Below are 19,454 nucleotides of genomic sequence, written 5' to 3'. Positions count from 1 at the left end.
GGAATTCTGCCCGCATCATACAGCCACATCGGGGGAACAGGTCAAGTAGTTCCGCGGGTCTCGGCGATACATGAAATATTTTCATGTATTTAACTCAACCCATTAAAAATTTTCATGTTTTGGATTGACGCGCCGAGACCGTGAAACCTTACCTTAAAGCTCCGAATGCACTGCGTCAGAATCCTCCGCCGGCAACAAGACACTCCGAATTTTTTTGCGCATGTTCCTTTTACTGATCTTGCCTGAACCGGAAATGATCATGTTCTTCCATAATTTCTCATTTTTAAGGATCAGATCCGTAAACAGCTCCGGGCTCGTCATGAAATCGCATTCTTCAAACCAGAAATCATCCTCATCCTCATCCGGGGACAAAACCGGCAAATCCACCTCATTAACTTCGTAGGACTTCCAGCTCGATAAACTGTAAACCGGATCATTCTTGACCAGGTCGCGAACCGTGCCAAACCTGGGTTCCAGACGCCAGGGATCGCAAATCCAGCCATCCAGCATATTTTCGGGCACCTTTCCATCAACAAGATCGGTATTCGCGTAAGTGCCTTCGGGAATTTTGCTGCCAAGGACGAAGAAGGCATGTTCCTGGGAACTGCGGATATCATAATTGAATATATTATCTTCCGGTAACGGTGTCTTGGGCCCCACGACAGAGACAAGGATCATTCTTTGCTTGGTGATGTCTTTTTGCGCGAATATCTGCACCACATTTGCCGCAATCGAGCCACAGCTTCCCAGTTTGTTAAGTTGAGAATAGATAAAGTAAATGAAAATCTGGTTTCGATATCTTATCTTCTCCTTGAAAATCTCCTTTCGTTTATCGGAAATCTCAAGCTTGTCGATCGGCTCCATTATACTTGAATCGCTCCTTAACTGATTTATAGCCGCCCATGTCTGAACACGCAGCTCGCTGATTTTGGTTTTATCTTTGGAATATTTGGCATCCAGCAAGGAAATTGCATGGCCGCAATCTTCAGGAATCTTTCCTTCCACATAGGGCACGCAACAATCGGGGATTATGATCTGAAGTCCAGGGTCATACTTAACTTTCATGTCTGCCGGACGATTGGCGATGTTAAAATCCGACATATCGATATCCATGCAAATCTGGCGGTAAAAAGCGTCCAGATTGGCTTTTTTATCCGCCTTTGGTGCCTCCAGTTCTTTCGCATATGTCAAATAAATTTCATTCAATACAGACATTAAAACTGAAAAGAAAATAACAATTCTAAACATTAATATCTCCTATTTATTGTTTTGTAATAAGCAGTAAACTTACTTAAACATTAATAAATAATTTTCAATATTTGGATTAATTTACTATCTTTTTACTTTTTTATATTTATTATATATATGAATTATCATTACTAATAGTTAGATTTATTACTTTAGGAGCAATGAATTACTATTTCCAATTTTTAAAATGAAGTTGCCGTTCGGCTGGTACGGGCTTACCATCGATCCAGGCTGCGCTTTTCAAGAGGGTCCGGGGGCGGCCCCTACAAGTCGACAATAAGGGAGGATATCATGGCGGATTTCTGGTTAGGGGTCATTGGCGGGGCGATCGGCGTTGTCGTTGGCGGAGCCGGCCAGTTTACCATCGATCACCTTCGGCACCAGCGCAAGACAAAGGCTCAACGGGAACTGGATACCCGCCGCAAGGCCCTGCTGCAAACGGCCCTTGAAAATCCACCTGCCGATACGGAATGGCGAAAGCTTACCACCCTTTCGCGCATCATCGGCGCCGATTACGAAACGACCACCCGGCTACTGATTGAACTGGGTGCGCGCGGATCGGAGGGGGAAGAGGATGTCTGGGCCTTGCTTGACGACAAGCCGCTGCGCAAACAAGCCGACTAGAACTTACGCACTGCGCTGTTTGCGGATCAGGTCCAGCACTTCGGCGGCGGCTTCGGGGATATTGGTGCCCGGACCGTAAATGGCGGCAACGCCGGCGTCATACAGCATGTCATAATCCTGCGCCGGGATAACGCCGCCGCAGACCACCAGAATATCGCCCGCATCCTGGGCCTTCAGCTCATTGATAATCTGCGGGACCAGTGTTTTATGACCGGCGGCCTGCGACGAGATCCCGATCACATGCACGTCACTTTCAATGGCGTCCGTGGCGGCTTCGGCCGGGGTCTGGAACAGCGGTCCGACATCGACGTCAAACCCAATATCGGCAAAGGCGGTGGCGATTACCTTGGCGCCGCGATCATGGCCATCCTGCCCCAGTTTGACCACCAGCATTCTCGGTCGGCGGCCTTCTTCCTTGGCGAAGGTTTCGATATCCTGTTGAATTTTCATAAAGCCCGCATCCCCTTCGTAAGCTGCCCCGTAAACACCGCTGATGGAACGGATCTCGGCCCGGTGGCGGGTAAAGACCGTTTCCATGGCATCGGAAATCTCGCCGACCGTTGCCCGGACACGCGCCGCGTTCACACAGAGCTCCAGAAGGTTATCCGATCCGCGCGCGCCTTCGGTCAGGGCAGCAAGGGCGGCCTGACAGGCCGCTTCATCCCGCGTTGCCTTGATTTTTTCAAGCCGCGCCACCTGCTGGCGGAGAACTTCCGTATTATCCACATCCAGAATGTCGATATCGCTGTCATCTTTTTCGAGGGTGTATTTATTCACCCCGACGATGGTTTCCTCGCCGCGATCAACACGGGCCTGACGGCGGGCGGCGGATTCCTCGATCCGGAGTTTGGGCATACCGCTTTCCACGGCCTTCGTCATGCCGCCCAGCTCCTCGACTTCCTCGATGATCTTCCAGGCTTCTTCGGCAATGGAGTTGGTCAGGCTTTCCACATAATAGCTGCCGCCCAGGGGATCGATCACCTTGGGAACACCGGTCTCTTCGGCCAGGATAAGCTGGGTATTACGGGCAATGCGGGCCGAGAAATCGGTCGGCAGGGCAATGGCCTCATCCAGCGCATTGGTATGCAGGCTTTGCGTGCCCCCCAAAACGGCGGCCATGGCTTCATAAGCCGTGCGAATAACATTGTTGTAGGGATCCTGCTCGGTCAGGCTGACGCCGGAGGTCTGGCAATGGGTGCGCAGCATCAGGGAGCTTTTATTTTGCGGCTCAAACTCGGAAATCATCCGCGCCCAGAGCATCCGGGCGGCGCGCAGCTTGGCGATTTCCATAAAGAAATTCATGCCAATGGCGAAAAAGAAACTGAGACGCGGCGCGAAATCGTCAATTTTCAAGCCCGACGCCAGGGCCGCCCGCGCATATTCCAGACCATCGGCCAGGGTAAAGGCCAGTTCCTGCACCTGTGTTGCCCCGGCTTCCTGCATATGATAACCGGAAATGGAGATGGAATTAAACCGCGGCATCTTGGCCGAGGTATAGCCGATGATATCACCAATGATCCGCATGCTGGGCTCCGGCGGATAAATATAGGTGTTGCGGACCATGAACTCTTTCAGGATGTCATTCTGGATCGTGCCTGCCAGCTTGTCCGGGCTGACCCCCTGTTCCTCGGCGGCAACAATGTAATTGGCGAGAATGGGCAATACGGCCCCGTTCATGGTCATGGAGACGGACATCTCATCCAGGGGAATGCCGTCAAACAGGATTTTCATATCCTCGACGCTATCGATGGCCACACCGGCCTTGCCCACATCGCCGACCACTCTTGGATGATCGGAATCATAGCCGCGATGGGTTGCCAGATCGAAGGCGACCGACAGGCCTTTCTGACCGCCCGCCAGATTGCGGCGGTAAAAGGCGTTTGATTCTTCTGCCGTTGAGAATCCGGCATATTGACGAATGGTCCAGGGACGGTTCGCATACATGGTGGCGCGAACCCCGCGCTGAAACGGCGCCATACCCGGTAAGGCCCCGTCAAGTTCCATGCCCTCCAGATCGGCAGCGGTATAAAGCGATTTGACCGGAATGCCTTCGGGCGTGTTCCAAACCAGATCATCCGTGCTGCGGCCCCGCAGTTCTTTTTCCGCGAGGTTGTCCCAGTCTTCCAGGCTGCGTTTTGGAAAATCGCCCATTATAAATTCGTCCCTTTTGTTTCTCATTATTGTGCATCGCAACACAACAGAGTGTCAAATTTTTCTCCGCTTTGAGCCGTCGACGGGGCTCTCACGACGCCTTTCTCCCATATTCCGGGGGCCTTTATCAATGAAAATTTCAAACGAACGTTTGGCTAATACGCTGAAAACCACCCGGCTTTGACCCAACGGCCTCTTTCCCGTTGGCCAATTTGAGAAACCCGGCGGATCCGGCGCCAAAATTTAAAATCGGGAATTTGCAGCGAATCAATTGCATTATTATTTCACCTGTATAGATGTTTCTGATAAATGTTATCCTTACCGGAGGCACAGCAGCCTCCCATTCGCAGCAAAGGGCACTATGCCTCCCAACACCTATTCTCCATCGTCACAATCGTTAAAAGCGGACCGGATCACGGCGGTGCTCGGGCCGACCAATACCGGCAAGACCCATTTGGCGGTGGAACGGATGATGGGCCATGCGGACGGGATTATCGGGCTGCCGCTTCGTCTGCTCGCCCGGGAAATTTATGACCGCGTTGCCGGGCAAAAAGGTGCCGCCAATGTCGCCCTGGTCACCGGGGAGGAGAAAATCATTCCGCCCCATGCGGTGTATTTTATCTGCACCGTGGAGGCCATGCCGCTCGATCGGGGATTTGAGTTCCTGGCCATTGACGAGATCCAGCTGGCCGCCGATCCGGAGCGCGGCCATGTTTTCACCGATCGCCTGCTGCATGCCCGTGGTCGCGAGGAAACAATGTTTCTGGGCGCCGAAACCATCCGGCCCTGGATCCAGCGGCTGATTCCCGAAGCCTCTTTCATCTCGCGCCCCCGGTTTTCAAAACTCAGCTATCGCGGACCGAAGAAAATATCCCGCCTGCCGCCTCGCTCCGTCATCGTCGCCTTTTCCTCCAACGATGTCTATGCCATCGCCGAGCTTGTCCGCCGGCAGCGGGGCGGTGCCGCCGTGGTCATGGGAAACCTGTCGCCGCGCACCCGCAATGCCCAGGTCGAGCTGTATCAATCAGGCGACGTGGATTATCTGGTGGCGACGGATGCCATCGGCATGGGCCTGAATATGGATATCGATCATGTGGCCTTCGCCGGAACCGTAAAATATGACGGTGCCATATCCCGGCGGCTGCGCCCGGCGGAATTCGCCCAGATTGCCGGCCGGGCCGGCCGGCATATGAATGATGGCACCTTTGGCACCACGGCCAATGTGGAACCGCTGGAAGAGGATCTTGTGGAAAAAATCGAATCCCATGAATTCGACAGCGTCCGGAATATCCGCTGGCGCAACCAGAATCTCAACTTCACAACCGCCCGTGACCTGCTGCGCTCCTTGGAGAAAAACCCGGCCATTGAGGGCATGGTCTCGCCCCGTGACCCAGAAGATTATACGGCCTTTAAAACCCTGATCCGCGATGACGAGGTGCGCCAGCACTCACAAAGCTCGGCCAAGGTGCGTCAGTTATGGCAGGTCTGCCAGGTCCCGGACTTTCGGCAAACCATGCATGATGAGCATGTGCGCCTGCTCAAACAAATATTTTTGCATTTGCAGTCGTCATCGGGCAAATTACCCAGCGACTGGATTTCGAACCATCTGAACCGGCTACAGAAAACCGATGGGGATATCGATACACTGGCGACGCGCATTGCCCATACGCGCACATGGACCTATATTTCCCATGTGTCGGAGTGGATGGATGATTATAAACATTGGCAGGACGCCGCGCGTAACATAGAAGATAAACTGTCGGATGCTCTGCATGAGCGCCTGACGCAACGATTTGTAGACAGACGCACGGCCATGCTGGTGCGGAAATTGAAAGACAGCAGTCAATTGGAAGCACAGATAAGCGATACCGGTGACGTTCAGGTTGAAGGACATTTCATCGGAACCCTGGTCGGACTAAAGTTCAATGCCGATACCAGCGTAAATAGTACGGAAGCCCGCACTTTACGAAATGTCGGCAATAAAACCATCGCCGCGGAAATCGCCGTCCGCGCCGCCCGACTGGCGGCCGCGCCGGATGAGGCGATCACGTTGGATGGCGAGGGCAAGATCTCCTGGGAAGGCGCGATTATCGCCTCCTTGGTAAAAGGCGAGAGCGTTCTGAAGCCGAAATTACAGCTGCTGGCCAGTGAACAATTAAACGGCCCGGCCCTGGAATCCGCGACGAAACGCCTCAATGACTGGATCAATGCGCAAATCGATACGCGCCTTAAGCCCTTGGTAATGCTGGCAGATCTTCCCCTAACCGGGGCCGCACGCGGCATTGCCTTCCAGGTCAGCGAAAATCTCGGTGCCCTGCCCCGATACAAACTGGGTGACCAGATCCGCAACCTGGACAAAAAGGATTACGGGCGCCTGAAGTTCGGGGGCTTACGGGTGGGATATGAACATGTGTTCATGCCCATATTGCTGAAACCCGACCCGACCGCCCTGCGCTGCCTGCTCTGGGCCATTCACGAAGAACGCAACCCCATTCCGCCGCTGCCACCGGCAGGCCGGGTATCCTTCGAAACCGAGAAGGGCCTGCATTGGAGCTACTATCTGACGGCCGGTTATGCTGTCTTTAACAATCTGGCGGTGCGCATGGATATGCTGGACCGGCTTGCCGGTCTGTTACGGCGCGCCTCCCGCGGCCTGATAGATACAACCGAGCCGCCGAAGAGCGAATCACCTGAGGTTAAACCGGCTGAAGCTGCTACCGATTCTCCGGAATCCGGGTCAGATACGGCACCGAAAGCCGAAGAGGCCGAAAAAATGGACGCGGCACCGGAAGCACCTGCCGAAACAGCTGCCGAACCAACTGCAACCCCCGAAGAGACCGTCGCGGACGCGAAGCCCGAGGGGGAATCTGGTGCGGCACCTGCCGACGCAGACGCCGTCAAAAAAGACGCGGCAGCAGCAGCGGAGGCGGATAAAGCCACCAATGACGGCGCCGCAAAAGGCAAAGACAGTAACCCCAGGAAAAAAGACCTGCCGCGCAACCTGCCCTTCAAGCCGACCCATGAAATGTTGTCCCTCGTCGGCACAACACGGGAGCAGTTTTCGCTCATTCTGGATAAGCTCGGCTATGAACAGCAAGGCGAAGGCGAGGATATCACCTATCGCCGGGTGCCTTATCACAAGCGTAAGCGCGCCGAGAAGCCGAAGCCCAAAAGCAGAAAACCGCAACAGAATACAGCCGGTAAACCCGCATCGAAATCCAAGCCTGCCCGCCGCAAACCGGCGCCACGCGCCCCCGAAATCGATCCGGACAGCCCGTTCGCCATTTTGAAAACGTTAGGCAAAAAATAATTGAGTTCAGACCGCGCAGAGCCATCCGCCCCAACCTTACGTGTTGATAAATGGCTTTGGTTTGCGCGGTTTTTCAAAAGCCGAAATATCGCGACGAAACTGGTGCAGGCGCGAAAATTGCGGATTAACAGCGTTCCCGTTGCCAAGGCCAGCGTCACTGTCAAAGCGGGCGACGTCCTGACGTTCCAGCAGCAAAAGTCCATTCGTGTTATCAGGATTGTCGATATTGGAACCCGACGCGGCCCGGCAAGCGAGGCACAATCCTTGTATGAAGACCTCGCCCCCCTTGAGACAAAGAAACCGGAGCCGGATAAAACCCGGACCTCGGGCCAGCGGGAACCGGGTGCGGGACGTCCAACCAAAGCGGACCGGCGGGCGCTGGACAAACTTCGCCCGGATCCGGAAGATCCCTAATTCCCTTTTTGCGGCGATTGATCTACAACAGCAGCACAGATAGTCAGACGAAGGAAGCACCGTGTCAGAGTCAAAAGATTTCGAACAGTTTATTTCCACCTGGAATGACAGCGGCACCGGCTATTTCAAGCTGGGGCAAATATCGCTGCCCGTCACCTCAAGCGGCCCGGCTTTGGAAGCTGCGGCCAAGAAATGCGCCCGGGATATTGAGGCGGAAGTGATGTATGCCTGGGATCTGGGCGAGGCCGAAAGCGACGCCTGGTGGCTGGGCTGGGGTGGGTATGACCTGGAAGAGGAAATCCCCTTTCACGCCGCGTTAAGCAAACCGGAAGCCATTGAAAAAATCAGGGCGTTTGATCCGAAGGATAACGAGTTTGAATGTGCTACCTTGGACGAATACAAGGAAATTCTCTTCAGTGCCTATGATGAAGACCTGACAGCGAAGGATCTGAAGCGCGGCTTTCTGGACTGGGTCACCTCCCTCAAGAAAGAAGCCCGCCTCACCTTGAAAGACGATTTGACCAGCTGGACCACAAACGCCAAAAAGGCTTAAGGCAGGTTCCGAAAGGCAAGCCAGGCGGCATATATCCTGGTAACCGTTGTCACCCAGCACATGACGCCAAAAACAACGGCTATTTCAACGAAATAATCCGGCAGCAGGCACATCAGGACCATGGCGACAATGGTTTCCATCCCTTCGGTTAACCCGCCAAGATAGTATAAAGACTTGCGGCCGCGAATATCCGTCGTGATCTTGTGCTTCTCCGCCATGATCGCATAGGTGAGGAAAGTGGAGGCAGTCCCCATAAAACTGAGGATCAGAAACGCCCCTGCCAACGTGTTTTCCGGTCGCGCCCAGGCGAAGGCAAAAACCACGGCGGAATAAAAGATGAAATCGCAGACAATATCCAGATAGCCGCCAAAATCCGTCAGCAGCGAATGCCGGGCAACCGCCCCGTCCAATCCGTCAAAAACCCGGTTCGTGAGAATAAGCAGCAAGGCGATGCCATAGCTTTCGGCAACAATGAACGGGACAGCGGCAACCCCCAATCCAAACCCGACAAATGTCACCATATTCGCCGAGACGCCAAGGGCAGCCACCTTCGTCCCAATATAATTGAGCGGTGGGTCGATTACCTGCCTCAGGGCTGCGTCAAACATGGTCTTCCTTGAATTTCATCTTGATCCAATATCCGTCAAATGAGACAGTTGATGCAACTTAAATAAAAGCTTCTGTGGCAGAGGCAAAGACATAACTTTCAGCTCCCGATATTGTGACCGGAAAAAGGGATATATATCATGGCACAAACACACGAATTTACCGCCCATATTGACTGGACCGGTGCCGCGGCCGGCCCGACAACCGATTATAAAAACTATTCACGCGACTACAATATCTCCATCGAGGGCCGGCCAATAATTGCCGGATCCGCTGATCCGGTGTTTCTTGGAAAAGCGGATCGCTACAATCCTGAAGATATGCTGGTCGCGTCCCTCTCCGGCTGTCATCTCCTCAGCTATCTCGCCCTGTGCGCCCGCAAAAAAATTGTGGTCACCCAGTATCACGATACGGCCTGGGGCAAGATGGAGATGAAGGAGGGAGCCCTGCGCTTCACGGAGGTTATTTTGCGCCCGATTATGACCATCAGCCCCGAAAGCGATCCTGACGTCGCGCGGCGCTTACATACGGAAGCCCATAAAGTCTGTTTTATCGCCAATTCCGTAAATTTCCCGGTTCGCAACGACCCGACCATTCATATGGCAAGCTAACCATCTGTTAACCAGCCTGTGGGATTATAAGAAGAAATTTCGGGAACAGGTGATCATGCAACTAAAATTTGAAGCAGCTATTTTTAACGCAGAGGTGCTGCAGGCCTTGAACGACGGCGACAAGCACCGCAATTTATCGGACGATTGGGCGGAGACCCATTATATTGAGTTCTACGCCGCTGATATTGAAGAAGCGTGGGGGAAAATACAGAAAAAATACCGGGCGGATAAGGGGTTTGTCATCAAAACAATCGACGAAGTCTCTTAATAACCGGCATAATAGGGATTACTGCCGCCCGCATGATCGGTGACATCGAGCACCCGTTCAATGACCGGCACGGCCCTTTTGATTTCCACTTCCACGCCTTGTTTCAATGTTGCGTCCGCCATCCCGCATCCCTGACAGCCGCCGGCCATTTCCACGAAAGCGGTCTGATCCTGAATATCGATCAGGGAAATATAACCGCCATGGGCGGCAATTGCCGGATTGATCCGTGTCTCCAGCAAAACCCGTATCTGATTGGCTTCCTCAGTTTGCAGGCCCGGTCGTCCTTCATCAGCTGTCTCCGTGATATCAACCATGCGCTCAAATTTCACACGGCTGATTTCCGGCACGAAATGCTTCAGCGTATTCTCGATTTTTATCTGGGTCCCGAAAGCCGGTGTTGACAGCCCAGAGCTGTCCATTTCCAGGATAACCGTGCCGTTTGTCGGATCAAAGGATTTAAACAGGACTTCGCCGCCATCGTCCTGAAGCTGCGGGCGAATGCGATCATCAACAAGTTCAACAATGCCATCGACAATCTTCTGATCTTCTTCGGAATAGCTCGCAGTCGTTTCCACATCTCCGCCAACCAGAACCGGCAGGCCACTCATATAGTGATCCATCACCGCCGCCAGCACCATGGGCTTGAGTTGGATCCAAAGGGCCTTATGGGTCTCATCGTCGGTTTTGGTAATCGTCACATGATCTTCACCAAGCTCGACTTCTTTTACGCCCGGTATATCAAACAACCGCGCCGCAAGGGGAGACCTCTCCCGTCCTTCCTGCGCATTATCAAAGCGCACGGAACCCGAAACCAGCACCTGGCGGCCGGGGAGAAACTGCATCCGATTGTCATCGTCAAGCGGCAAGGTCTGAATAAACATCTAGGGACTCCGGTCCGTCAAAAAACGGATAACTGAACAAAACAAGGTCGTCTGCTAGCAAATTGCCAGCGGATGATCAAGCGACATTACTAACATATGTCTCTGTCCTTGACTTGCAATATGTCCAATTGACTTAAATTGATCAGACTGTCGCCACCGGGTTTGCCGGAGAGCCGACGGCACCCGGCAGCCGAAGCGGCGGTGCCGTCAACATAAACCGTGAGCGGTTGTTCTTCTTTAACCAGCTATTCAGCGGCGTCAGATGCCACAATTCTCCCAAATGGATGCCGAGCTTGAACAGGCAATGCTCATGCAGGGGAAGAAAAGCGCAACTGCCATGGCCTTCCCGCGATGGATGTGCCTCCACCGCATAATTATCAGCAATCAGCAAAGAAAGCCCTGTATCGGTAATCCAGTTCAGTAATTTTGGATCGCGACCGTCCAGGGCGCAGCAGGAATGGTGCAGTTTTTCCTTGTCCGGCACCCCGTTCATTTCCATGATTTGCTGCGCAAAACCCGTATGCAGGCAAACCATATCGCCCTCTTCAACGACGATATTGTCCGTATTCAGAACCTGCATCAGATCCTCATAACCGACCATCCTGAAATCCCGACCAAAGGCGCCTTCCAAATCTATCATCACGCCGCGCCCCTGAACGCCGGCGGCGGCCATGTTCTCGATACCCAGACGTTCGGCACCAGAGCCGTTAATGTCGTCCGGGCTGTGAATATGATCTCCAGCCCGAAAACCGTTGTAATAGACAATCTCTGCCTTGCCATCCCCATCGGCGTCAAATTCCTGCCCGACATGGGCCAGACTATCCCATTGGGATGAATATTGTGTATGCAGGACAACCACATCATCGCAAATAACATCAATCATATCCGGATTATCCTGCGACAGGTTGTAATTCATATTAGGCCGATCACCGGACCGGAAAGTTGGCGACAGGGTCGGTGGATAGCGACGCGGGTTGAGAACATTTCCGCCGGGTAAATCGAGGGGAAGGCTTAAGCAAAACCGTTCTCCTGTTCGCACTTCCGCCGCGGCTGCCCGGATTTTATCTGGCGTGACCAGATTTAAACGCCCTATTTGGTCATCATCACCAAATTCGCCCCAATTTGACCCTTCCGGCCGCTTTACCCATCTTGGCATTTTCCACTCCTTTTTCTTTTGGTCACAGCATAACTATCCCTCTCCTTTCTGCCTAGTCCCGGGATGGAGAATTACAACAACTGCTTCGCGAATTGACGTAGGGGAAACAAACTGATAGCTCTATATCCAAAATAAAAAAAAATCTCGGCGCAATAAATAATGAAAAACGAAGCTGGAACTGCCTTTAAAATTATCGCGACACTATCTTTTGTATATGTCGCCAGCAATTTCTTTCGATCCTCGACCGCTGTCATCGCGCCGAACATCATGGAGGATCTTGCCTTAAGCCATGAGCAACTGGGAATTGTCGGCGGTATCTTCTTTATTGCCTTTGCCCTGTTTCAGGTGCCGGTCGGTATTTTTCTCGATCGATATGGGCCCAAGAAAACAATTTGCGGGCTGATGCTGATCTCAGTGATCGGTTCGTTCGGGTTCGCAATGGCCTCCAGCTTCCTCGAGCTGTCAATTGCCCGGTTCTTTATTGGTGTAGGATGTGCTCCGGTTTTAATGGGATCGCTGGTGATTATTTCAAGATGGCTGCCGGCGCATCGTTTTGCTTTCTACGCATCGCTGATTGTCGGGCTGGGTGGATTGGGGAATGTTTTTTCCACCACGCCAACGGCCTTGCTAACGGATTATGCCGGTTGGCGAAATGTCTTCTGGGTTGCCGGTGGTTTCACGGCAATATCGCTTGTCTTTGGATTTCTGATTATCAAGGACGCGCCTGTTGGTCATCCCTTTCACGACAGAAAAATCGAGAATATCAAGGATACCCTGGGCGGCGTGCTGGACATCATCAAAGACCGGGAATTTCAGTATGTCTTCGCCATAAACCTCATCATTTACGGCGTGGTCATGACAATTGTCGGCTTGTGGGGTGCTCATTTTCTCCATGACATTTATGGTCTTGATCTGGCAGCCCGCGGAAATATCCTTCTATGGATGATTCTGGCGATGATTGGCGGCAGTATCGGTTATGGCTATTTGGACGGTTTTTTCAAAAGCCGCAAGCGGCTTGTCATCACGGCGGCCCTCCTGACCATTGTAATCCTTCTTGTTCTGGCCGTCATTCCCGTTGTCAGCGTCTGGATGGTGGCCGGCTTGCTTATTCTGCTCTGTTGGGTTGGCAGTTATGGCGTCGTCATCATGTCTCATGGCCGCGCCATATTCCCGGAGCATTTGCTAGGGCGCGGCATAGCCACCTTAAACACTGCAGTATTTCTAGGCGTATTCCTGATGCAGGCCATGGGCGGCATTATTATTGGACAATTCGTCGAAGATGACGGATCCGCACCGCTTATCGCCTATCGGGCTCTGTTCCTGAGTATTGCTATCGTGCTGTTTATTGGCGTTCTGATTTTCAGTAAATCAAGGGATTCTAAATCAGCCCAAAAAAAACCGCCGCTTCCCCAGAAGGCATCTGACTAGGCGGCGGTTTAATATAGCTCTTCATCAAATCAATCGCGATAGTTGCTTCCCTTGCGATCCAGTATCCGTAACAGGCCCGGCCATTCCAACGTCGTCCGGGAGCCAAAGGACTGAAATTGTGCCACGGCATGCTCGCAAACTTCGCGTGGCGGAATAATGATCTCCGATCCACCCGCCAGCGCCTTGATCTGGGCTTCACAGGATTTTTCAAGATAATAAATCCTGCGGAAGGCCTCGGATACCGTGCCGCCAACTGTCAATAATCCGTGATTCCTGAGGATCATGGCAATGGAATCGCCCAGATCCCGCACCAAACGCTCCCGCTCATCAAGATCCAGGGCAATACCCTCATATCCATGATAGGCAAGGCAGTTATAGAACATCAAGGAATTCTGTGTGAGCGGTAGAAGCCCCTGTTTTTGCGCTGAGACGGCCATGCCGGCGGTTGTATGCGTGTGAAGAACGCACGCAACATCATGGCGCGCTCCATGAACCGCACTGTGAATAGTATATCCCGCCGGATTGATTTTGAACGGAGTCTCATCCAGAACATTTCCATCAATATCCACCTTGATCAGGCTGGATGCCGTAATTTCATCAAAAAACAGTCCATATGGGTTAATCAGGAACTGGTTGTCTTCGCCCGGAACCCGCGCCGAAATATGGGTAAAGATAAGATCGGTCATGCCGTAATGCGCAACAAGCTGGTAACAGGCCGCCAGATTAACGCGCTCTTCCCATTCCTCATCGCTTACTTTGCCGTGCAGGCTGGGCACCATTTTCTTTACTTTATCTACACCCATTTCCAGTCTCCTTTTTATTAGTTGGCATGATTTTTCAGCATATTGCGGGCAATAACCAGCTGCTGTATTTGCGTTGTACCTTCATAGAGACGGAGCAACCGCACGTCCCGATAAAATCTCTCTACTTTATACTCGGCCATATAGCCCGCACCGCCATGGATCTGCACAGCGCGATCGGCAATTTTTCCAGCGGCTTCCGTCGTAAACATTTTACAACAAGCAGCCTGCATGGAGATATCCTCATCTTTATCATATTTCCGGGCAGCATCCAATGTCATTGCGGTTCCGGCAAACAGTTCCGCCTGGCTGTCCGCCAATAAAGCCTGAACCAATTGAAACTCCCCGATGATAGTACCAAATTGCTTCCGCTCCGCAGCATATGCCAAGGCTTCATTCAGAATACGTTCTGACATCCCCGTGGACACCGAGCTTAGGTGCAATCGGCCGCGATCAAGGACTTTCATTGCCGTATAAAAGCCCTGCCCTTCCTCACCGCCCATCAACGCAGAAGCCGGTATCCGGACATCCTCAAAAATTACATCGCTGGTCTTGGTTCCCCGTTGCCCCATTTTCTCATCGGCTTGCGTTATGGTCACACCTGGTGTTGCCGGATCAACCAGAAATGCCGAAATCCCCGCCGCGCCTTTTTTATTGGGGTCACTGCGCGCCATTACGGTCAACATGCCGGCCCGCAATGCATTCGTGATAAAGCGCTTTGTCCCATTTAAAACATAGTCGTTTCCGTCCTTGATGGCGACGGTCCGAAGCGATGCGGCGTCCGAGCCGGCTTCAGGTTCTGTCAGGCAAAAAGAAGAAATAATCTCACCTGATGCCAATCGAGGTAGATATTGCTGTTTTTGTTCCTCAGTTCCGGTCATCACCAGTCCCTGGCTTCCGATACCGACGGTCGTTCCAATAACGGAACGAAAAGCCACCGACGCCTTGCAGAGTTCATGAATAATCTCGCATTCCTGAACCATGTTGACGCCCAAGCCACCGTATTCTTCGGGAATAGACAGACCAAACAATCCAAGCTCTCGCATTTCCTGAATAATATCTTCCGGGACATCATTTGTTTCTTCAACAATATCTTCAGCCGGGATCAAACGCTCACGCACAAATCGCGCAACAGCATCTTTGACAAGCGAAAAAGTTTCGGCGTCCAGAGCCATTTTAGTTCCTTTTATTTTTATTATTTTGTGATTGAGCTGTGTTCTATCATTAATATTAAGAGCTCGACAAGGTTATGTTGTGCCGCACATTACTTCAACACTGCGTGCCAATCCGACTATGCGGGGGCCTGCTTGTTCCCGAAGCAGCTCTTCGGTTACCAGATAGGATGACCCTCCACAGTTGTAGCCAACAATATCACCTGTCGAGTTATCTCTGGCGGCTGCCCCAACAGCAAAGAAATTTGACTGCCATTCACCGAGGGATAGACAAAAGCCAAATTCCTCATAATCTCTCTGTGCCGCCTCGAACCCTTTTTTAAGTAACGGCCAGTCATCGGCGAATCGTTTTTTTATGTGATCAAGGAAAAAATCCCGCTCTCCATCCGGTAATTTACACAGAAAGGCACGCCCAATGGCCGTTATGCCCATCGGCAAGTAGGACCCGGTTTCCAACCTCAACGTACTTTCCTCGCCCCCACGAACGGTCTCCACATACAGCATATTCAGTCGATCCCGGGTTCCCATGGCAACACCAAGTCCCATTTGCTTCGCCAAATCATGCATCAATGGCCGGGACAACAATCGAAGCTTATTATTTGCCAAATAGGTATATCCCAAGGACAGCACAGCCGGAGAAGGTTCATATTTTCCAAGGCTTTGCCGGTGGGTCAGGTATCCCAATTGCAGCAAGGTGCTCGTGAGTCGGGAAATTGTCGAACGGGGAAGCCCGGTTCGTTTTGCCAGCTCGTTATTGCCGATCGGCCCCTCGCCCGGACGAAACGCACGGAGTATCTCAAGGCCACGGGCCAACGACGTCACAAAATGGCGATCACCGGATTGACTCACATCTCCTTCTATCAAAGCTTTGTCGCTGATCATCTTATACCTGAGCCTAAAATAAATTTACCGCATAAAAACACTTGCGGAATTCTATTCCACTATGCAGAATGCGCTTCTATTAGAAAACAAAAAAAATAACCATACCAGTTTTCCAGGGAGGAAATAATGGGAATTAGTCTAAGATTAGGCTCTGCTGCAGCCGCAGCTCTGTTGGCCCTTACAAGTATCGCTATAGCCGAAGAAGTAAAATTACCTAGCACAGTCGCATGGAGCGCGTATAACACTGGAACAACAGGCTACAACCAATCTGTTGCCATCGGCAAGACACTTAAAGACAAATATGGTGTAAGTCTGCGCGTTGTTCCTGGTAAAAATGATATTTCTCGCATGGGACCGCTTCGCAACGATAAAGTTCAGTTCGTCGCCAACGGCGGTGGAACATTCTTCGGTTCAGAAGGCGTGTTTAACTTTGCGGCACCTGATTGGGGCCCACAAAGAATTCAGCTGATAATGTCTGCAACGTCTGATGCGAACATCAGTTTGGCGGTTGCTGCGGATGTTGGTGTCAAAACTCTGGCTGACCTGAAAGGCAAGCGTGTTGGTATCGTTCGGGGCTCTCCGGCGTTGACAATTGGTGCCCAGGCCCATTTGGCGTTTGCTGACCTGACATTTGACGATGTTGAAGTCGTTGAGTTTGGTGGCTATGGCGCAATGTGGAAAGGCATGGTTGCCGGACAGGTTGATGCAGCGATTGCCTCAACGGTTTCTGGCCCGACCAAGAAACTTGAAGCGTCTCCGCGGGGTATCTATTGGCCTCCAATGCCCGCCAGCGACACGGAAGGCTGGGCACGGGTTAAAGCCGTAGCACCTTATTTCGTGCCCCATGTTGCAACACTCGGTACGGGAATTTCAAAAGACAACCCTGTAGAAGGTGGCGCCTATCCTTACCCAATTCTCATCACACGAGCCGATCAGAACCCGGAATTAGTTTATTCAATGGTCAAAGCCGTACACACGGAATATGACAACTACAAGGACGCCTTACCTGCAATGCCAGGCTGGGCAACAGAGCGCCAGACATTCATGTGGGCGGTTCCTTACCATCCTGCAGCCGTTAAATACTGGAAAGAAGCAGGCGCTTGGACCGATCAGATGAGTGAGCATAACGACGCCTTGTTGAAGCGTCAGGATGTATTGGCAGCAGCATGGGCAACCATGGCCGCAAAAAATCTTGAAGGCGATGCCTTTAAAGATGAATGGATGAAAGTCCGTGCAGCGGCTCTTCAAGCTGAGGGTATGAACCCAATCTGGAACTAATACTTCATGACACAAACAAATGAAGAGAACGGAGCGGTGGCGGACCCTGATTTGGCTCGCCACCGTAACCTTTCCACCGGGTGGCGGGCAATAGTAATTGCTGTCACTGTCATCGTTACCGGACTTGCAGCCAACCAACTTTTCAATACGAATTTCTTTATGGGCGTTACTTGGCTCGATAATGAATATCAGTATGCGTTGTTTGGCCTGCTTGTGCCGATTGTCTTTCTGATCTTTCCGGCATCCGCAAAAGCCTCCAGGAGCAATGTCCCCTGGTACGATATTCTTTTCGCCGCTATTACCTTTTTTCTGCTGCTCTTTTTCTTCATCAATGCAGAGAAGATTCTTGATAGTGGTTGGGAAATGGGTGCGCCGGATTATATGGTCATTCTCGGTCTCATTCTTTGGGCTTTGGTTCTGGAAGGTACACGCCGTGCTGGCGGTACGGCCCTTTTTGTTATCGTCGTCATTATTTCACTTTACCCGCTTTACGCTGAGGTTATGCCGGGCCCCATATCCGGCTTGAGCAGCAGTTTAGCAGATACTACGGCGTACCACACGCTTAGTGCAGAAAGTATGCTTGGCATACCCATGCAAGCGCTGGCCAATCTAGTTATAGGGTTTTTGATATTTGGCGTCGCGTTGACCCATACAGGCGGGGGCAAGTTCTTTATTGATCTGGCCTTCTCGTTACTCGGCCATGTCCGTGGCGGACCTGCGAAAGTTGCGATTTTCTCCTCCGGCCTGATGGGCTCAATGAGTGGAAGTGTTATTACAAACGTTATCACAACAGGCGTTTTAACAATTCCAGCCATGAAGAAAACGGGTTTTAAATCCGCCTATGCCGGCGGTGTAGAGGCCTGTGCATCAACGGGGGGCGTTCTTATGCCGCCCATAATGGGATCGACAGCCTTCATTATGGCCGTTTTCCTGGATGTTCCCTACATTACCATTGCTGTTGCGGCGATTATTCCGTCCGTTTTGTATTATCTGGCCTTGTTTATTCAGATTGATGCCTATGCAGCACGAAATGATATGCCGGGTCTTCCGCGGGAACAGCTCCCCAAAGTTGGCGAAACCATTCGCAAAGGCTGGCATTTCGTCGCAGTGTTTGTTCTGCTGATTGTCATGCTGGTGTATCTCAAGCAGGAAGTTCTAGCGCCCTTTTATGCGACGGCCCTCCTGATTGTGATCAACCAGATTTTCCCGCATACCCGTTGGACGATGCATGATTTTGTTGAGTTCATTATTTCTGCCGGTAAGCTGCTTGCAGAGATCGCCGCCATTCTTGTCGGTGTTGGCCTCATTGTCGGGGCGCTGTCCATTACGGGCATGGCGGGAACACTTGTGAACGATCTGATCTTTATTGCTGGTGGCAATATTTTGATCCTTTTGTTAATGGGTGCAATCACCAGTTTCATCATGGGCATCGGCATGACCGTAACAGCCGCCTATATATTCCTGGCGATTGTTCTGGCTCCTGCGCTAATCCAGGGTGGACTCGATCCCATGTCAGTGCATTTGTTTATTTTGTACTGGGGTATGGTCTCCTTCATCACACCTCCTGTAGCATTGGGTGCTTTTGCAGCCGCCACGATAGCAGGATCCAGCCCCATGCGGACTGGGTTTGAAGCCATGCGTCTTGGGTCTATTATCTATTTTGTTCCCTTTTTCTTTGTTCTTGATCCTGCGTTCATCTTGAACGGAGATATTGCCCGAACAAGCGTGTTATTTGTTTGCGCAGTAGGTGGCGTTATTCTGGTAGCCAGTTCGCTTCAAGGATATTTGATGGGAATAGGTAATCTGCACCGGAACATGCTCGGATGGCCAATACGCCTGTTCATGCTCGTTGGCGGACTAGCTCTGGCGACGCCCGGAGGAAGTGATCTGATTCCTTATAGCGATTTGGAACTGGCGATCTTCTGCCTCCTCACTGCGGGTTCAGCAGCACTGGTTGCATTCTTGATCAATCGCAAAATGGATAATGAAGTAGCGGTTCCCTAAACATCACCGTTATGCCTGAAATAAACCGCCAACAACATATATGTTGTTGGCGGTTTTCTTATTGATAC

Annotated in this window: 17 protein-coding genes; 9 read left to right on the top strand and 8 right to left on the bottom strand. The window is 51.9% G+C overall.

From position 1 onward, the window contains the following. Nucleotides 1–153 precede the first annotated feature (153 nt). The gene (locus tag NBZ79_RS03800) at nt 154–1,248 is read right to left on the bottom strand and encodes a hypothetical protein (protein WP_251935670.1); all 1,095 of its coding nucleotides are present in this window, start codon (nt 1,246–1,248) and stop codon (nt 154–156) included. A gap of 291 nt (nt 1,249–1,539) precedes the next feature. On the opposite strand from NBZ79_RS03800, the gene NBZ79_RS03795 reads away from it, so the two are divergent. Further along, nucleotides 1,540–1,872 (top strand): hypothetical protein, encoded by a 333-nt coding sequence (locus NBZ79_RS03795; protein ID WP_251935668.1) that lies wholly within the window; start codon nt 1,540–1,542, stop codon nt 1,870–1,872. Nucleotides 1,873–1,875: 3 nt separating this feature from the next. Here NBZ79_RS03795 and scpA read toward each other — a convergent pair whose 3' ends face one another. Further along, nucleotides 1,876–4,023, bottom strand: a complete 2,148-nt coding sequence (scpA, locus tag NBZ79_RS03790) for a methylmalonyl-CoA mutase (protein WP_251935666.1) — start codon at nt 4,021–4,023, stop codon at nt 1,876–1,878. Between the two features lie 361 nt (nt 4,024–4,384). Here scpA and NBZ79_RS03785 point away from each other — a divergent pair, with 361 nt between their 5' ends. The 3 genes from NBZ79_RS03785 (at nt 4,385) to NBZ79_RS03775 (ending at nt 8,300) form a co-directional block, all read left to right on the top strand. Continuing rightward, on the top strand, nt 4,385–7,333 hold the full coding sequence (locus NBZ79_RS03785) for a helicase-related protein (RefSeq protein WP_251935664.1): 2,949 nt from the start codon (nt 4,385–4,387) through the stop codon (nt 7,331–7,333). Next, nucleotides 7,334–7,747, top strand: a complete 414-nt coding sequence (locus NBZ79_RS03780; RefSeq protein ID WP_251935662.1) for an RNA-binding S4 domain-containing protein — start codon at nt 7,334–7,336, stop codon at nt 7,745–7,747. 61 nt (nt 7,748–7,808) lie between these two features. Beyond that, nucleotides 7,809–8,300 (top strand): hypothetical protein, encoded by a 492-nt coding sequence (locus tag NBZ79_RS03775; protein WP_251935660.1) that lies wholly within the window; start codon nt 7,809–7,811, stop codon nt 8,298–8,300. On the opposite strand, the gene NBZ79_RS03770 is transcribed toward NBZ79_RS03775, so the two are convergent. After that, the gene (locus tag NBZ79_RS03770; RefSeq protein WP_251935658.1) at nt 8,297–8,908 is read right to left on the bottom strand and encodes a CDP-alcohol phosphatidyltransferase family protein; all 612 of its coding nucleotides are present in this window, start codon (nt 8,906–8,908) and stop codon (nt 8,297–8,299) included. The two genes, NBZ79_RS03775 and NBZ79_RS03770, sit on opposite strands and share 4 nt — an antisense overlap. A 138-nt stretch (nt 8,909–9,046) precedes the next feature. Here NBZ79_RS03770 and NBZ79_RS03765 point away from each other — a divergent pair, with 138 nt between their 5' ends. Next, on the top strand, nt 9,047–9,517 hold the full coding sequence (locus NBZ79_RS03765) for an OsmC family protein (protein WP_251935656.1): 471 nt from the start codon (nt 9,047–9,049) through the stop codon (nt 9,515–9,517). A gap of 55 nt (nt 9,518–9,572) precedes the next feature. Continuing rightward, on the top strand, nt 9,573–9,785 hold the full coding sequence (locus NBZ79_RS03760; RefSeq protein ID WP_251935654.1) for a hypothetical protein: 213 nt from the start codon (nt 9,573–9,575) through the stop codon (nt 9,783–9,785). Here the strand turns inward: NBZ79_RS03760 and NBZ79_RS03755 are convergent. Beyond that, complete coding sequence (locus NBZ79_RS03755) at nt 9,782–10,666, bottom strand: NifU family protein (protein WP_251935652.1); 885 nt, start codon at nt 10,664–10,666, stop codon at nt 9,782–9,784. The two genes, NBZ79_RS03760 and NBZ79_RS03755, sit on opposite strands and share 4 nt — an antisense overlap. A gap of 142 nt (nt 10,667–10,808) precedes the next feature. Beyond that, nucleotides 10,809–11,822, bottom strand: coding sequence for a cyclase family protein (locus NBZ79_RS03750; protein ID WP_251935650.1), 1,014 nt, complete (start codon nt 11,820–11,822; stop codon nt 10,809–10,811). A 159-nt stretch (nt 11,823–11,981) separates the two neighbouring features. On the opposite strand from NBZ79_RS03750, the gene NBZ79_RS03745 reads away from it, so the two are divergent. Continuing rightward, nucleotides 11,982–13,250, top strand: coding sequence for an MFS transporter (locus tag NBZ79_RS03745; RefSeq protein WP_251935648.1), 1,269 nt, complete (start codon nt 11,982–11,984; stop codon nt 13,248–13,250). A gap of 29 nt (nt 13,251–13,279) precedes the next feature. Here NBZ79_RS03745 and NBZ79_RS03740 read toward each other — a convergent pair whose 3' ends face one another. The 3 genes from NBZ79_RS03740 to NBZ79_RS03730 all read right to left on the bottom strand — a co-directional run bounded on the left by NBZ79_RS03740 (nt 13,280) and on the right by NBZ79_RS03730 (nt 16,104). Continuing rightward, on the bottom strand, nt 13,280–14,053 hold the full coding sequence (locus NBZ79_RS03740; protein ID WP_251935646.1) for a class II aldolase/adducin family protein: 774 nt from the start codon (nt 14,051–14,053) through the stop codon (nt 13,280–13,282). Nucleotides 14,054–14,070: 17 nt separating this feature from the next. Then, nucleotides 14,071–15,225: an acyl-CoA dehydrogenase family protein gene (locus tag NBZ79_RS03735; RefSeq protein ID WP_251935645.1), complete on the bottom strand. Its 1,155-nt coding sequence runs from the start codon at nt 15,223–15,225 to the stop codon at nt 14,071–14,073. 72 nt (nt 15,226–15,297) lie between these two features. After that, a complete protein-coding gene (locus NBZ79_RS03730) occupies nt 15,298–16,104 on the bottom strand; it encodes an IclR family transcriptional regulator (protein WP_251935644.1) in 807 nt (268 codons plus the stop codon). 126 nt (nt 16,105–16,230) lie between these two features. Here NBZ79_RS03730 and NBZ79_RS03725 point away from each other — a divergent pair, with 126 nt between their 5' ends. After that, nucleotides 16,231–17,382 carry a TAXI family TRAP transporter solute-binding subunit gene (locus tag NBZ79_RS03725; RefSeq protein WP_251935643.1) on the top strand — a complete coding sequence of 384 codons (1,152 nt, stop codon included), beginning with the start codon at nt 16,231–16,233 and terminating at the stop codon, nt 17,380–17,382. A 6-nt stretch (nt 17,383–17,388) separates the two neighbouring features. Next, nucleotides 17,389–19,386 (top strand): TRAP transporter permease, encoded by a 1,998-nt coding sequence (locus NBZ79_RS03720; RefSeq protein ID WP_251935642.1) that lies wholly within the window; start codon nt 17,389–17,391, stop codon nt 19,384–19,386. Nucleotides 19,387–19,454: the final 68 nt, after the last annotated feature.

This window comes from Sneathiella marina (genome assembly GCF_023746535.1).
In the GTDB taxonomy this organism is placed as follows: domain Bacteria; phylum Pseudomonadota; class Alphaproteobacteria; order Sneathiellales; family Sneathiellaceae; genus Sneathiella; species Sneathiella marina.
This window is presented reverse-complemented; position numbering and strand designations above follow the sequence as displayed.